The sequence below is a fragment of the Tardiphaga sp. GW822-FHT04G09 genome (assembly GCF_058800725.1).
This window is the reverse complement of the sequence record NZ_JBXAMO010000003.1, coordinates 372,287-387,723: the sequence shown is the minus strand read 5'-3', so window position 1 is coordinate 387,723 and position 15,437 is coordinate 372,287. Positions and strand designations below refer to the sequence as shown.

Below are 15,437 nucleotides of genomic sequence, written 5' to 3'. Positions count from 1 at the left end.
CATGCGGGACTTTCTCAACAAACTCGGCCTGACCTTTGCCTTCATCATCATCGTCTCGCCGGCGGTGCTGTTCTTCCTCTGGATGCTGTCGCTGTCGCTGAAATTCGAGATCGACAACGCCTCCTATCCGCCGGTCTTCATCCCCGAGCGCATCAATTGGGGCAACTACGCCGCAGTGATCGAGTCGAAGCGGTTCGCCACCTATTTCTTCAACACGCTGATCGTCACCGGCTCGGCGACCTTGTTCGCTCTCATCGTCGGCGTGCCTGCCGGTTACGGGATCGCGCGCATGCGCGCGCGCAAATCGGCCATCGTGATCCTGATCGCGCGCATCACGCCCGGCCTGTCCTATCTGATCCCGCTATTCCTGCTGTTCCAATGGCTCGGCCTGCTCGGCACGCTGTGGCCGCAGATCATCATCCATCTCGTGGTCACGGTACCGATCGTGATCTGGATCATGATCGGCTATTTCGAGACGACGCCGATGGAGCTCGAAGAATCCGCCGTTATCGACGGCGCCACCCGCTGGCAGGTGTTCCGCCACGTCGCGCTGCCGATTGCTCGCCCCGGCATCGCCGTCGCCTTCATCCTCTCGGTGATTTTCTCCTGGAACAATTTCGTATTCGGCATCGTGCTGGCGGGGCGGGAAACGCGGACACTGCCGGTCGCGGTCTACAATATGATCTCGTTCGATCAATTGAGCTGGGGGCCATTGGCCGCAGCGGCACTGATCGTGACGCTGCCGGTGCTGTTGCTGACGATGTTCGCGCAACGCCAGATCGTGGCCGGTCTAACGGCGGGCGCGGTGAAGTGACGAGTTAACTCGCAGCCACCTTCCTCTTTTCATCCGGCGCCGTTTCGCTCGCCGCGATCAGGCGCTTGAGCTCCGGAACGCACGAGCCGCAATTGGTGCCGGCCTTGAGCCTCGCGCCGATGTCCGCCGCCGTCCCCGCACCGGCTGCAATGGTATCGCAGATCGTGTTGCGGCCGACGCCGAAGCAGGCGCAGACGATGGGCCCTGCACTCGCAGCACCATCGGCGGACTTTCCAGAGAGCAGCATGCGGCGCTGGTCGTCGCCGACGGTCTCGGCTGCGAACAATTCCTTCACGGCATCCCAGGAGAGCGCCCCCTCGGTCGGGCCGATGAACAGACAGGTCTCTATCCTGTCATCCTTGAACGACACCGCGCGATACACACCCTGGCCGGCGTCCTCGTATTCAGCGGCATCGTCGCCGAGCAACGGCGTCAGCCAGCTCTGCCAGGTCTCGACATCGGTATTGTCAGACAGCAGGTAACCGACGCCGCCCGTGACGGCGACCCGCGACCATTGCACGCCGAACGGCATTTCCAGCGGACTGCGCGAGAGTATGAAGCCGCGCTGCGCAAACACCGCAGGCGTGATGGACACCGGCGTCGCCTTGTTCTCGGGCTGGCCGGAAAACGGATCGGTGATCGGCGCAACCAGTGCACCGACGCGCGCGAAGCCGGCGGTCTCGTCGTTCCAGTGGATCGGCGCGAACAGCATGCCGGGTTGCTGGCGTTCGCTGACAGCAACTCTCAATATGCATTCGCCGTAATCAGTCGTCAGTCGCGCATGACCGCCATCGACGATCCCGCATGCCGCAGCATCATCGGGATGAATCTCGACGAAGGGCTCCGGAATATGCTGGCCGAGCCGCGGGCTGAGGCCCGTGCGCGTCATGGTGTGCCACTGGTCGCGCACGCGGCCGGTGTTCAGCCGCAGCGGCCGCTCGGCCGACACCTGCGTGCGCAACTCCGGCATTTCCGGCGCGATGAAACGCGCGCGCCGGTCATTGGCGTAGAATTGGCCATCGGCGAAGAAGCGTGCCTGCGGCTTCGTCGTCCCCTCCCGCACCGGCCATTGCACCGGCGCCATGGTGTCGAAGGCCTCATCCGAGACCTTCATCAACCCGCCAATATCGAAATCGCGATGGCCATTATTCTCGAAGGCCGAGAGGCTGGCATGCTCGCGGAAAATCTCGGCGGCCGATGTGTAGGCGAAGGATGCGCCATAGCCCAGGCGTCTGGCAACTTCGCTCAGCGCCCACCAGTCCGGACGCGCCTCGCCCGGCGCGCGCAGGAACGAGCGCTGACGTGACACGCGGCGCTCGGAATTCGTCACCGTGCCGGACTTCTCGCCCCAGGCCAGCGCGGGGAGCAGCACATGCGCACCGGCATTGACGGTGTCGTTGGAGCGCACATTCTCCGACACCACGAACAGATCAAGCTTGCTCAGCGCCGCGCGCACGGCGTCCGCGTCCGGGAGCGACACGGCGGGATTGGTGCCCATCACCCACAACGCCTTGATCTCGCCGCGGCCGATGGCCTCGAACATCTGCACGGCCTTGAGGCCTTCATGGGTGGCGATATGCGGCGCCTTCCAGAACCGGCGCACGCGGTCGATATCCGGTGGCGTGAAACCCATATGCGCTGCGAGCTGGTTGGCGAGGCCGCCGACCTCGCGGCCGCCCATGGCATTCGGCTGGCCGGTCAGCGAGAACGGTGACGCGCCTAGCTTGCCGACGCGTCCCGTCGCCAGATGACAGTTGAGGATCGCATTGACCTTGTCGGTGCCCTGCGCCGACTGATTGACGCCCTGCGAATACAGCGTGACCACCCGTGGCGTCGCCTTGAACATCTGGAAGAAGGTCGCGACATCGATCTCGTCAAGCCCGGTTGCCCTGGCTGTCGCAACCACGCTGCCGGCGATGGTCCGAGCCCGCGCCAGCGCCTCGTCAAACCCCGCGGTGTGCTCGGCGATGTAAGTCTGATCCAGCGCGCCGTTGTCGGCGAGATAGACGAACAGCCCGCTGAACAGCGCGGTATCGGTGCCGGGCTTCAAACCAAGAAACAGATCGTCATCGCCGACCGTATCGGTGCGGCGCGGATCGATCACGACGATGCGTGCGCCCCGCCCCTGCTTGTTGGCCAGCATGCGCTGATACAGCACCGGGTGGCACCAGGCGGCATTGGAGCCGGCCAGCACCAGCAGATCCGCCTGATCGAGATCCTCGTAGCACCCCGGCACCGTATCGGCGCCAAACGCACGCTTGTGTCCAGCCACGGACGAGGCCATGCAGAGCCGCGAATTGGTATCGACATTGGCGCTGCCGAGAAAGCCCTTCATCAGCTTGTTGGCGACGTAGTAATCCTCCGTCAGCAACTGGCCGGAGAGATAAAAAGCCACGGCACCGGGGCCATGTTCGGCGATGGTCTTGCGAAAACCTTCCGCGACATGATCCAGCGCATCGCTCCAGGCGGCCTGCACCATTTCGCCATTGTCACCGCGCATCATCGGATGCAGCAGGCGCTCGTCGAGGCCCAGCGTTTCGCCGAGCGCCGATCCCTTCGAACAAAGCCGGCCGAGATTGGCGGGATGCGCGAGATCACCCGCAATCGCTGCGCCACCGTTGCCGTCCGGCGTTGCCAGCACACCGCAACCGACACCGCAGTAAGGGCATGTCGTGCGCGTGGCATGCAGATGCGGATCGATCGCGTTCATCACGCCGCCTCCGCACGGATGGCCAGCGCGCGACCAAACATGATGTCAGCGCGGATATCGGCAATGCCCTGACCGCTGCGGATCAGTTCGAGATACCACAGCGCATCCTGCGTATCGCCCACCAGCACGGCGCCAGTGAGCGCGCCATCCGCAACCACCAGCTTCTTGTAGGTGCCGCGGCGGACATCGTTGAGCAGCAGCGTCTCGCTGCCTTCGCCCGCCATGAAATCCCCAGCGGAGAAAACGCTGACGCCGGAGACCTTCAGATTGGTAGAGAGCACGCTGCCTGTATAGGCAGCGGCCTTGCCCGCGAGATTGCGCGCCAACACCCTGGCCTGTTCGTAAGCGGGCTCGACAAGACCATAGCAGGTGCCGCGATGTTCGGCGCATTCGCCGAGCGCGAAGACATCGCCGGTGCCGGTCGCCATCTGGTCGTTGACGACAATGCCGCGATTGACCGCGATGCCGGCCTCCTTGGCCAGCGATATATTGGGGCGGATGCCGGCGGCGAAGATCACGGCGTCTGCATCGAGCGTGCGGCCGTCGGCGAGCTCGACGCTCTCGACACAATCGATGCCATGAATACGCGCCGTGTTGGCATCGAGCAAAATCCTGACGCCCTTGCGCTCGACCAGCGTCTTCAGGAGGTTCGCTGCAGGCGCATCCAGCTGGCGCTCCATCAGCCGGTCCATCAGATGGATCAGCGTGACCTCCGCGCCGGCTTTGGCGAGGCCATAGGCGGCTTCGAGGCCGAGCAGGCCGCCACCGACCACGACAACACGCTTCCTCCGTGCGGCGAGTTCGAGCAGGAGATCGACATCGCGACTGTCGCGAAACACGTGCACGCCCTTGAGGTCGCCGCCCGGCACCGGCAGCCGCAGCGCCGATGAACCTGTGGCGATGACAAGCTTCGAGAACGGCACATGCTTGCCGGTCGATGTCGTGACTTCGCGTGCGGCCATATCGATGGCAGTCGCCGTTGCGCCGTATTTCAGCGTGACGCCACGGTCCCGCCACCAGGCGGCGGGCTTCAGCTCGATTTCCTGCGATGTCGCCTCACCGGCCAGCACCGACGACAGTAATACGCGATTGTAGGCAAGCCGCGGCTCGTCTCCGATGACGGCGATGGCGTAACGACCGAGCGCGCATTTTGCCAGCTCGTCCACGAGCCGCGCCGCTGCCATTCCATTGCCAATAATAACCAGCGGCTCGCTCACACCATGTCCTTACTCGGCCGCCTGCGCGGTGCCGTAGGCTTCTGCGATCATGTAGCCGGACAGCGTGCCATAGGCCGCGGTCCAGGCGCTCGCGAGCTCAGGTGTCCAGGCGTCGCCGAGGCCCTTCTCCAGCGTCCACAGCAGCGCACCGCCGACGATCGGATAGTGCTCGGCCTTCACGCCATAGGCCACGTGCTGCTTGGCGAGTGCACTTGCGGCAGGCAGCACAGTTTCAAGCCGCGTCAGCCCGGTGACGACGACGCCAAGCGTCGCCATCAATTTGCGGCCCTGCTCCTTCATGTCACCCTTGAACATAGGCTGCACCTGCGGGGCGACCTCGAACAGACGGCCGTAGAACAGATCGGCCGCAACGTCGGAGATCGGGGCCACCTTCTTGAAACTATCCTGCACGAGAGCGACTTGGTCTGGCGTCATGACATTCCCCCTTTGGCTGGCGTTCTGGCTGACTAAGGTCGTGCAACACTGCGTAATGGCATGAGGCTCCGTCATTTCAATTCGTCATTGCGAGGAGCTCGTGCGACGAAACGATCCATTCTTCGCCTGTCTCCTTCTGGTTGTCTCACTCAGCAAAATCGCAAGAGTGATCTTGCTGGCGCGCAATGACGCGGAGAGTGCAGAGTTACGCCGCCTCGACGAATTTGTGGCGCTCATACAGGAATTCGAGCACGCGCTTGCGGCAATCGAGGTAGACGGCGTTGCTCGCCAGTTCGAGGCGCTTGCGCGGACGCTCCAGCGGCACATCGAGGACTTCGCCGATGGTCGCTGATGGTCCATTGGTCATCATGACGATGCGGTCCGACAGCAATACGGCCTCGTCCACGTCATGGGTGATCATGACGATGGTGTTTCCGAGTTTCTGATGCAGCGCCATCACCGAGTCCTGCAGATGCGCGCGGGTCAGCGCGTCCAATGCACCGAACGGCTCGTCGAGCAGCAGCACCTTCGGCTCCATGGCCAGCGCGCGGGCAATGCCGACGCGCTGCTTCATGCCGCCGGAGATTTCCGAGGGACGCTTGTCCTTGGCATGGGTCATCTGCACGAGGTTGAGATTGTGCATCGTCCATTCGTCGCGCTCGGCGCGCGACTTGGTCTTGGCAAATACCTTGTCCACGCCAAGGCGGACGTTCTGATAGACCGTCAGCCAGGGCAGCAGGCTGTGATTCTGGAACACGACGGCGCGATCCGGACCCGGCGAATTGACCTCGCGCCCCTCGAGGATCACGCCGCCGATCGTTGCACGCGTCAGGCCGGCGATGATGTTGAGCATCGTCGACTTGCCGCAACCGGAGTGGCCGATGATGGAGACGTAGTCGCCCTTGCCGAGATCGAGGTTGATGTCCTTCAGCACCTCGGACGAGACCTTGCCGCGGGTGAATACCTTGTCGACATGGTCGAGCTTCAGATATGGCGTCATGATATCTCTCCTTAGCTGACCTGATTAACTGACAGACGTGCCGTGAGTGACGAGCTTGCCGAGGCCCGCGATCACGCGATCGAGCACGAAGCCGATGATGCCGACATAGAACAGCGACAGAATGATCTCGCTGATATGCGATGAATTCCAGGCGTCCCAGATGAAGAAGCCGATGCCAACGCCGCCGATCAACATTTCAGCCGCGATGATCGCGAGCCATGACAGGCCAATGCCGATGCGCAGACCCGTGAAGATATAGGGCGCAGCCGATGGCAGCATGACCTTCCAGAAAAACTCCACCGGGTTGAGCTGCACCACTGCAGCGACGTTGCGATAGTCCTGCGGAATGTTGCGGATGCCGACGGCTGTATTGATGATGATCGGCCAGATCGAGGTGATGAAGATCACGAAGATCGCCGAGGGCTGACCGTCGCGGAAGGCGGCGAGCGCCAGCGGCAGCCAGGCCAGCGGCGGAATCGTGCGCAGCACCTGGAAGATCGGATCGAGGCCACGCATCGCCCAGACCGACTGGCCGACCAGCGTGCCGAGTGCGATACCGACGACCGCAGCAAGCGAGTAGCCGAAGGCGACGCGCTGAAGACTCGCCGACAGATGCCAGAACAGACCCTTGTCGATGCCGCCGTGATCGAAGAACGGATCGAAGATCAGCTCCTTGGTGTCCTGATAGACCTTGGATGGCGGCGGCAGGGTCGAACCTGCGCGCCGGCATACCAGCTCCCAGAACACCATCAGCAGTGCGAAGACGATCAGCGGCGGAACAATGCGCGCTGCGGCATCCTTGGCTGCCTTGATATATTTGTCGGTGTTGGGGGCCTGCTTCGGAGCCAGTGCGACGCTGGCCACCGGCGGCTTCGCCAGTGCCGTTGCCGGCTCGGTCTTGATAACTTGCATATTCATCGCACTGATCTCCGTCATTTCAGCAGGGCCTGCGCTGGTCTCAGACTTCGACGCGCTTGATGGCGAGCGATTTCAGATAGGCGGCCGGGTTCTCGGGATCGAATACCTTGCCATCGAAGAATGTCTCCTGGCCGCGCGACGTCGAGGCCGGCAGCGCGGCGCCCATCTCCTTGGCGGCTTCCTTCCACAGGTCCTCACGATTGACCTTCGCGATCAGCGGCTTGCTGTCGAAGCCCGCTTCGTATTTGCCCCAGCGGATGTCCTCGGTCATGAACCAGAGATCGTGGCTCTGATAGGGATAGGAGGCGAAGTCGTCCCAGAACTTCATGATGTGCGGCGAGTTCTCGACGACCCGGCCGGTGCCGTAGTCGAACTTGCCCTTGACGCGGTCGGTGACGTCTTCCACCGGGCAATTGATCCACTGGCGCTTGGCATTGATCGCCGCGACCTCGTCGCGATTCTCGGCCTTCTCGCAGAACTGCTGCGCTTCCATGACGGCCATCAGCAGCGCCTTGGCGGCCTTCGGATTCTTGTCGACCCAGGCAGCGCGCATGCCGAGCGACTTCTCGGGATGCTTGTTCCAGAGTTCGCCGGTGGTGAGCGCGGTGTAACCGATGTTCTGATGAATGAGCTGCAGATTCCACGGCTCGCATACGCAGAAGCAATCCATGGTGCCAACCTTCATGTTGGCGACCATCTGCGGCGGCGGCACGACGATGGTTTCGATATCCTTGTCGGGATCGATGCCGCCGGCCGCGAGCCAGTATCGGATCCAGAGATCATGGGTACCACCCGGGAAGGTCATCGCGGCCTTCACCGACTTGCCCGAGGCCTTCTTCTTGTCGATCGCATCCTTGAACGGCTTGGTATCGAGGCCGATCTTGAGATCGGCATATTCCTTGCCGACCGAGATGCTCTGGCCGTTCAGATTGAGGCGCGCCAGAATATACATCGGCGTCGGCACGTTGTTCTGCGTCACCTTGCCGGACGAGATCAGGTAGGGCATCGGCGTCAGGATATGCGCGCCATCGATGCCGTTGCCTTCGGAGCCGAGCACGAGGTTATCGCGCGTGGTGCCCCACGAGGCCTGCTTCAGCACTTCGGTGTCAGGCAGACCATATTTGGCGAAGATTCCCTTTTCCTTGGCGACGAACAGCGGCGCCGCATCGGTCAGCGCGATGAAGCCGAGTTTGGCGCCCTTCACTTCGGGACCAGCACCCTGCGCGAAGGCGCCGGCGGGGAAGTTGAGCTTGGCAGCCGCGAGCAAGGCAGCGGTACCCGCGCCGGCTTTCAGAAGCTGGCGGCGGCTGATCTTACGGCCCGGCTTGTTGGTCTCTGGCTTCGTCATGTGCTGCTGTCGTCCTTTCGCGCCTGGGATAGCCGGCACCGTCATTGGCCCCTCGTCACAGCGCACCTCGGATCGAAGGCGTACGGACATAGCGGCGCGTCAGGGGGAAGCCCCATGATGGCAGTGCTGGCTGGTGATTGATTGTGACGGCTACAATGGCGTCACCAAGAACTATTCAAGGTTCGTGCCAGACGCCGCCTGACAGAAATTCCGATAAATTGCAGCCACTTACCTAAAAGCGATCGGGCCAGCGCGGAGAACCACGCGCACCGAAAATTTGCTGACCGCTTATTTATTGTGCGACGCACACGTAATGAGCAGCACCGAAAAGAGGTGCTGATGTACATGGCTGAGCGGCACGCCGATCAGCGGATAGGTGCTATCAACCGGGTCCAGTTTCTTGCGAACGGACCGCCCCATGCAGACCATTCCGGTAACCACCGAACCCGCCCGCGCATCGCTCCGGAAGGTGATGAGCACCCTGAAGGCGGCAGCCGTGGTGTCCGCGGCGGCGATCCTGTCCCAGGGCAAAAGCGACCTCGAGGCAAATGCCGCGGCAGCGACCGGCCATTTCGATGACGTATCCCGGCAGCTCCATGCGTTCCGCAGGGACGCCCTTGAGAAAGCACTCTGCCCCGCCCAAACGAGCGGCAAGACAGTGGACGTCGATATCGATGCCCTCGACCGTCTCATCGACAATGTCGATCAGCACATCGCCCGGACCAGGGACGCACTCTTCGCGGTCGCTGAAAGCGCCGACCGCAGCGGCCTCGAAGCCTTTGCCGAGCGCTTGGGCCATCTCGGCCACGCGCTGCAGGAGGTGACCGCCCTCATCGCGCCATCACCATCGCCCGGCGAAGCCCCGTTCCTGTTCGACCAGCTCTTTCTGGAGTCGCTGCAGGAACTCTCGCAACGCGACTGGAGCGCGACCTGATCGCAGATCGCAAGACGGCGGAGACAGCTTACGCCTCTGCCTGTTCCGGCATCATCGGCTGCGGAACTGTCCCCTCGCCCGGCTTCATCCGGAAATTATAGGTCATCAGATGCCACGGCCCGTTGGCAGGCTGACCGTCGGGCATCAAGGCATCGCTGCGGTTCTCGACAGTGGCGATCAGATCGTCCTTCACGCCGAACACAACATCGGAGTCGAGATATTCGTCCCCCTCGATAAAGACGTGGGTGATCAGCGGCTCGTAGCCGGGAGCCGCGACCAGGAAATGCACATGCGCCGGACGCATCGGATGGCGTCCCGTCTTCAGCACCAGGTCGCCAGCCGGACCATCGGTCGGGATCGGATAGCTGCATGGCAGAATGGTGCGGAAGAACAACCGGCCATCGTTGTCCGTGATGAAGCGCGCCCGCGACGACGGGCCCTGTGTGGCATAGCTAGCCTTCTGCGAGTCATAGAAGCCATCGTCGTCAGCATGCCAGACATCGACCGGCACGCCGGCCAGAGGCTTGCCATCGAGATCGGTGACGCGGCTTTGCACGAACATGCGATCGCCCAGGAGGCCCGGAGAAATATCGGCACCATGAGGCATCACAGGATGCTCGCCGACATAGAACGGCCCGAGCACCGTCGTCTGTGTGGCCCCCTCACGCTCCCTGTGATTGACGGCATCGACCAGCATCGAGACGCCCAGCACGTCAGAGAGCAAAATGAATTCCTGCCGGATCGGCGTGCATTTCTGGCCCGTGCGTGTCAGGAAGTCGATCACCACTTCCCATTCGCCGAAAGTGAGATCGGTCCGGCGAACATAGTCGTGCAGTGACTTCACGAGTTCCTGCAGCAGGAATCTCGTACGCGGATCGGGCGTCTTGTCGAAGCTCTGGATGACGGCTGCAGTGAGTTCAGTGTCATTGAATTGGGTCATAATTCCATCCTGAGCAACGCGCCGCGATTACATCTTTAACGATACACGAAACAGAGCTTCGCGTAAGCTCACGGCGCTACGAATCCATATGGACAGCGGCTGATTTCCATCAATAGAAATGAGCCGCGCCTACACATCGGAGTGATGCTGCAATGCCGTCGTCCCAGAGCCTGAGCCCTTCGTCTGCGTCTCCCGAACAAGTCGGCATGTCGACCACGGCGCTGGCCCGCATCGAGCAGCATCTCAAGCAGCGCTATGTCGATGCCGGCCGCTTTCCCGGCACACGGCTTCTGGTCTATCGTCGCGGCGAGATCGTGCACAGCACGGTGCAGGGTTTTGCCGATGTGGAGCGCAAGGTCCCCGTCAAGGGCGATACGATCTTTCGCATCTATTCGATGACCAAGCCGATCACGACTGTCGCCTTCATGATGCTGGCGGAGGAAGGACGTGTCGCACTCGATGAACCCGTTCACAAATATATTCCTGAATGGGCCAATCTCGGCGTATTTCAGGCTGGCGTGACGGCACCGTTCCTGACGAAGCCACCGGCCCGCCTAATGCAGATCATCGACCTGCTGCGTCACACATCGGGGCTCACTTACGGATTCCAGCAGCGTACCAATGTCGATGCCGCCTATCGTGCGCTCAAGATCGGCGAGGTCGAAAAATCCGGCACGCTGACGTCAATGATTTCGGATCTCGCCAAAATCCCCCTGGAGTTCTCGCCGGGCGATGCGTGGAATTATTCGGTCTCGACCGATGTCGTCGGCTATCTCGTGGAGAAGATCAGCGGGAAACCCTTCGAACAATTTCTGCAGGAGCGTATCTTCGATCCGCTTGGCATGACTGATACCAGCTTCTTTGTGCCTGCCGACAAGGCGCATCGCTTCGCTGCCTGCTACGCCGCCGATGGCAAGGGCGGCCTCACTCTTCAGGACGATCCCGCGACGAGTTCGTTTCTGTCGCCGCCTTCGATGATCTCCGGCGGCGGCGGCCTGTGCTCCACAACCGCTGACTATCTCACCTTCTGCCGCGCACTCCTCAATGGCGGCGCGCTCGGCGACGTGCGCCTGCTCGCTCCGAAGACGATTGCGTTGATGACCAGCAACCATCTGCCCGGTGGTCGCGATCTCACCGAAATGTCGAAGTCGATGTTCAGCGAAGCGAGCTATGCCGGCATCGGCTTCGGACTCGGATTTTCAGTGACGATGAATCCGGCCAAGACCATGATCCCGGGCAGCGCCGGTGAGTACGCATGGGGCGGCGCGGCGAGCACGGCGTTCTGGATAGATCCGGCCGAACAGCTGATCGCAATCTTTATGACGCAGCTGTTGCCATCGAGCGCCTATCCGATCCGGCGCGAGCTGCGTACCATGATCTACTCCGCGATTACCGACAGCAATATTTAGTAACGAATGACCTGATCAATATTGCTCAGTTGGTACGTGCATCAAGCCCGGTCGCGCTCAGCACATCCAGAACGAATCAAAAATGAAATTCTCTCTCAGTGAGAACTTGGGATGAAACCTCAGGTGCGTATTATACCTAACAACAACCAACCACGGAATTGTGATGCTACGTCGACACTACACAGGAGGTCGTAAAATGCGAAATTGCAGCTCGAAATCGCATGGAATGCTGCATGCCTGAGATTCGTAACCTACGAATGCGAACGACTCTCAGTTATCCTGCGTGCGTCAGGCAACTCACGTGTGTATAGCATGATGACCAACTTCTACTTTCGCTTCCGCCGCAAGGTCTGCATCGATAGAAATTGAGCCGCGCTAGTCGTTGGAAGCTTTGCAAACGATGCGAAGTAGCAACTGAGTACCGCAAGATTTTTTTGCACGATTGGATGACCCTCGCGATTGCATGTCGATCAATTCGCGTATCGCGGCGATTTCAGCCATCCCAATTGTCAGGACGATGTGTATAACAGAGATGCCTTTGAAAGTTAGCTTTAAGGGCTCTCGGGCTAGAAAGCCCTTACAAGAAAATAAAACCAAACTCCCTTATTCAAACAAACTAAATGGTGACGAATGAAGCAACGTAGCGCCGGTAAACCCGACATAGAGATGGGCAAGAGGATCCGTCTTCGTCGTGTTGAGCAGAAAATTTCACAGGCAGATTTGGGCGAAAAACTGGGCGTCAGTTTCCAGCAGGTCCAGAAGTACGAGAAGGGTGTCAATCGCGTTGGCGCTGCGCGTCTTCAGCAGATTGCGACGGCGCTCGATGTACCGGTCACCTTCTTCTACGATGGCGACGGCAAGAGCCGCGAAGTGGAAAGCTTGTTGTTCCTCGATAGCGCTTTCAGCCTCCGCTTGCTTCGCGCCTACAGTCGCATCAAGAGCCAGACGGTCCAGCGCCAGATGGTCGTCCTGATGGAAGCGATTGCCGACGAAGAGAAGTAATCGTCGCGTGGCCGCTGGAGCGACCCGGCTGCCGATCGGCTCAATTTCGGCCCCCCTCGATGCGAAAAGGGCTCGCCGTAGCCGCGGCGAGATTTTACGCGTCTGCACCTAGCGGTGGCACGGTTGTTGCTGGAATATTCGTGAACCTCACGGGGAGCGAACCATGTCCACAGCCACGGTCACCGCCATCGAACCAGTCCGCAAGCCTCTTTATCAATCGCTGTTCGTGCAGGTGCTCGTTGCCCTGCTGCTCGGTATCGTGCTTGGCATCGCAGTGCCGGATTTCGCAGTCGGCCTGAAAGTCTTCAGCGACGCCTTCCTCAAACTGATTTCCATGATTGTGGCCCCCATCGTGTTCTGCGTGGTGGTGCATGGCATTGCGGGCGCCGGCGATCTCAAGAAGGTCGGCAGGGTTGGCGTCAAGGCGCTGATCTATTTCGAGGCCATGACCACGCTGGCGCTCGTTGTCGGGCTCGTACTGGCCTATCTGTTCGGCCCGGGCCACGGCATGAACATCAATCCGGCCTCGCTCGACGGCAAGGCCCTCACAACAGTCGCCGACAACGCGCACAAGCTGCAGGGCGGCGGCATCGGCAGCTTCCTGCTCAATATCATTCCGACCACCTCGTTCGACGCCCTGGCGCGCAACGACGTGTTGCAGGTGCTGTTCTTCGCCATCCTGTTCGGCACCAGCCTGGCGCTGGTCGGCGGCGAGAAGGGCGAACGCATCTCCAGTTTCATCGAAGCCGTATCGACCGTTCTGTTTCGCGCCATGGGCCTGATCGTGCGGCTTGCACCGATCGGCGTGCTCGGCGCTGTCGCCTATACGGTCGGCCGTTACGGCGTCGGCTCGCTGAAGCAACTCGTCTCGCTGGTCGTGCTGTTCTATGTCTCGGTCGCGATCTTCGTCTTCGGCGTGCTCGGTGGCGTGATGGCGCTGGCCGGGCTGAACATCGTCAAATTCCTGAACTACCTGCGCGAGGAACTCACCATCGTGCTGGCCACCGCGTCATCGGATGCCGTGCTGCCGCAGGTCATGCGCAAACTCGAACGGCTCGGCGTCAGGGACAACGTGGTCGGCCTGGTGATCCCGACCGGATACTCGTTCAACCTCGACGCGTTCTCGATCTATCTGACACTGGCCGTGGTGTTCATCGCCCAGGCCACGAATACGCCCCTGTCCTTCGGCGATCTCTTGCTGGTGCTTGGTGTCTCGCTGGTCACATCGAAGGGCGCGCATGGCGTGCCCGGTTCGGCGATCGTGATCCTCGCGGCGACGCTGAATGCCGTGCCGAGCATTCCTGCCATCGGCCTCGTCCTGGTGCTGTCGGTGGACTGGTTCATCGGCATGGCCCGCGCGCTCGGCAACCTGATCGGCAACTGCGTCGCCACCGTCGTGGTCGGCGCATGGGAAGGCGATCTCGATCATGCTAAGGCGAAGCGTGTGTTGGATGGCGAAGAGCTCGTGGATGTAACGGCCGGCTAATTGCCTTCGAGGCAAAAAAGAAGCGGCCAGAAGGCCGCTTCTCGGTGTCAGAACGAATGCTTCAACCTTACGCCGGCGTGAGGATCGCGCGGCCGACCAGCTTGCCATCCTTCAGGTCGTTCAGCGCCGCATTGGCCTTTGCGAGCGGCATCGGACTCGTCGGGATCGGCTGCACCTTCTTGGTGCGCACCAGTTCCAGCAGCTCCTTGGTCTCGCGAAGATTGCCGACATAGCTGCCCTGGATGGTCAGCGCCTTCATGGCGATCAGCGGCAGCGCCCAGGTGGCGCCGCCACCGAACAGGCCGACCATGATCAGCTTGCCGCCCTTGGAGAGGATGTCAAAGCCGAGCTGGGTGGTCTGTGCATTGCCGACGAGATCGATCACCGACAGGATCGGCTGACCTGCCGCCTGCGCAAGCTGCGCCAGTGCATCGGGCGCATTGCCGTCCACGGCCGCGAGCGCGCCGGCCGTCATCGCCGCTTCGCGCTTCTTGGCGTCGATATCCACCACGATGGCGCCCTTGCCGCCCATGGCCTTGAGCAGGCTCAACGCCATCAGGCCGAGGCCGCCAGCACCGAAGATCACGATTGGATTGCCGAGATCGCTCTCGATCTTCTTCAGCGCACTATAGGTGGTGACGCCCGAGCAGGCGTAGGGCGCGGCGATGACCGGATCCATGCCCTTGAGGTCGATCAGATAGCGCGGATGCGGCACAAGCAGATGGTCCGAATAGCCGCCATCGCAATGCACGCCGAGGCAGCGCGGCGCGAGACACAGATTCTCGTCGCCGGCGAGACAGACCGCGCATTTGCCGCAACCGATCCATGGATAGGCCAGCGCGATATCACCGATCTTGACGCCGCCGGCTTCCTGCTGCGCATCCGGACCGAAGGCAATGACTTCGCCGACGGTCTCGTGACCCATGGTGCGCGGCAGCGTGATGCCACGGTCCTTCAACGACAGTTTCTTGCGGCCATGGCCGAGCTCATAGCCGCCTTCCCAGATGTGCAGGTCGCTATGGCAGACGCCAGCGGCCTTCACGCGGATCAGCACCTGCGTGCCGGTCGGCTGCGGGGTCTGCTCGTCGACCTCGCCGAGCGGTTCGTTGAATTCGAGAACCTTGAAGCTTTTCATTGTGTTTTCTCTCCCGGTTGAAGTTTCTGAATTATCGTTGTCGTAGGTTGGGTAGAGCGTAGCGAAACCCATCACACTTGCGTTTCGGA

At 61.4% G+C, this 15,437-nt stretch carries 13 protein-coding genes; 5 read left to right on the top strand and 8 right to left on the bottom strand.

Translation table 11 applies throughout. The annotated features are described in order from the left end of the window. The first annotated feature begins 1 nt into the window (after window position 1). Entirely contained in the window at window positions 2-814 is an 813-nt protein-coding gene (locus AC1RLZ_RS08495; protein WP_371422155.1) for a carbohydrate ABC transporter permease, read from the top strand. 4 nt (window positions 815-818) lie between these two features. Here the strand turns inward: AC1RLZ_RS08495 and AC1RLZ_RS08490 are convergent, their stop codons facing one another. From AC1RLZ_RS08490 to AC1RLZ_RS08465, 6 genes are all read right to left on the bottom strand, one after another. After that, window positions 819-3,524: a molybdopterin-dependent oxidoreductase gene (locus AC1RLZ_RS08490; RefSeq protein WP_493188293.1), complete on the bottom strand. Its 2,706-nt coding sequence runs from the start codon at window positions 3,522-3,524 to the stop codon at window positions 819-821. Then, entirely contained in the window at window positions 3,524-4,741 is a 1,218-nt protein-coding gene (locus AC1RLZ_RS08485; protein ID WP_493188292.1) for an NAD(P)/FAD-dependent oxidoreductase, read from the bottom strand. The genes AC1RLZ_RS08490 and AC1RLZ_RS08485 overlap by 1 nt, the downstream gene beginning before the upstream one ends. Before the next feature lie 9 nt (window positions 4,742-4,750). Next, the gene (locus AC1RLZ_RS08480) at window positions 4,751-5,176 is read right to left on the bottom strand and encodes a globin family protein (RefSeq protein WP_493188291.1); all 426 of its coding nucleotides are present in this window, start codon (window positions 5,174-5,176) and stop codon (window positions 4,751-4,753) included. Between the two features lie 205 nt (window positions 5,177-5,381). Beyond that, entirely contained in the window at window positions 5,382-6,176 is a 795-nt protein-coding gene (locus tag AC1RLZ_RS08475) for an ABC transporter ATP-binding protein (protein WP_371422160.1), read from the bottom strand. A gap of 24 nt (window positions 6,177-6,200) precedes the next feature. Further along, entirely contained in the window at window positions 6,201-7,094 is an 894-nt protein-coding gene (ntrB, locus tag AC1RLZ_RS08470) for a nitrate ABC transporter permease (RefSeq protein WP_493188290.1), read from the bottom strand. A 40-nt stretch (window positions 7,095-7,134) separates the two neighbouring features. Then, window positions 7,135-8,442: a CmpA/NrtA family ABC transporter substrate-binding protein gene (locus tag AC1RLZ_RS08465; protein ID WP_493188289.1), complete on the bottom strand. Its 1,308-nt coding sequence runs from the start codon at window positions 8,440-8,442 to the stop codon at window positions 7,135-7,137. A 418-nt stretch (window positions 8,443-8,860) separates the two neighbouring features. Here AC1RLZ_RS08465 and AC1RLZ_RS08460 point away from each other — a divergent pair, with 418 nt between their 5' ends. Further along, window positions 8,861-9,376: a hypothetical protein gene (locus tag AC1RLZ_RS08460; protein WP_493188288.1), complete on the top strand. Its 516-nt coding sequence runs from the start codon at window positions 8,861-8,863 to the stop codon at window positions 9,374-9,376. Window positions 9,377-9,404: 28 nt separating this feature from the next. Here AC1RLZ_RS08460 and AC1RLZ_RS08455 read toward each other — a convergent pair whose 3' ends face one another. Next, window positions 9,405-10,316, bottom strand: coding sequence for an intradiol ring-cleavage dioxygenase (locus AC1RLZ_RS08455; protein ID WP_493188287.1), 912 nt, complete (start codon window positions 10,314-10,316; stop codon window positions 9,405-9,407). A gap of 152 nt (window positions 10,317-10,468) precedes the next feature. Between AC1RLZ_RS08455 and AC1RLZ_RS08450 the strand changes: the two genes are divergently transcribed. The 3 genes from AC1RLZ_RS08450 (at window position 10,469) to AC1RLZ_RS08440 (ending at window position 14,213) form a co-directional block, all read left to right on the top strand. After that, a complete protein-coding gene (locus AC1RLZ_RS08450; RefSeq protein WP_493188286.1) occupies window positions 10,469-11,725 on the top strand; it encodes a serine hydrolase domain-containing protein in 1,257 nt (418 codons plus the stop codon). 630 nt (window positions 11,726-12,355) lie between these two features. Continuing rightward, entirely contained in the window at window positions 12,356-12,727 is a 372-nt protein-coding gene (locus AC1RLZ_RS08445; protein WP_089265251.1) for a helix-turn-helix domain-containing protein, read from the top strand. A gap of 163 nt (window positions 12,728-12,890) precedes the next feature. Further along, window positions 12,891-14,213 carry a dicarboxylate/amino acid:cation symporter gene (locus AC1RLZ_RS08440; RefSeq protein ID WP_493188285.1) on the top strand — a complete coding sequence of 441 codons (1,323 nt, stop codon included), beginning with the start codon at window positions 12,891-12,893 and terminating at the stop codon, window positions 14,211-14,213. Between the two features lie 67 nt (window positions 14,214-14,280). Here the strand turns inward: AC1RLZ_RS08440 and AC1RLZ_RS08435 are convergent, their stop codons facing one another. Continuing rightward, the gene (locus tag AC1RLZ_RS08435) at window positions 14,281-15,348 is read right to left on the bottom strand and encodes an alcohol dehydrogenase (protein WP_371424721.1); all 1,068 of its coding nucleotides are present in this window, start codon (window positions 15,346-15,348) and stop codon (window positions 14,281-14,283) included. Between the last annotated feature and the right edge of the window lie 89 nt (window positions 15,349-15,437).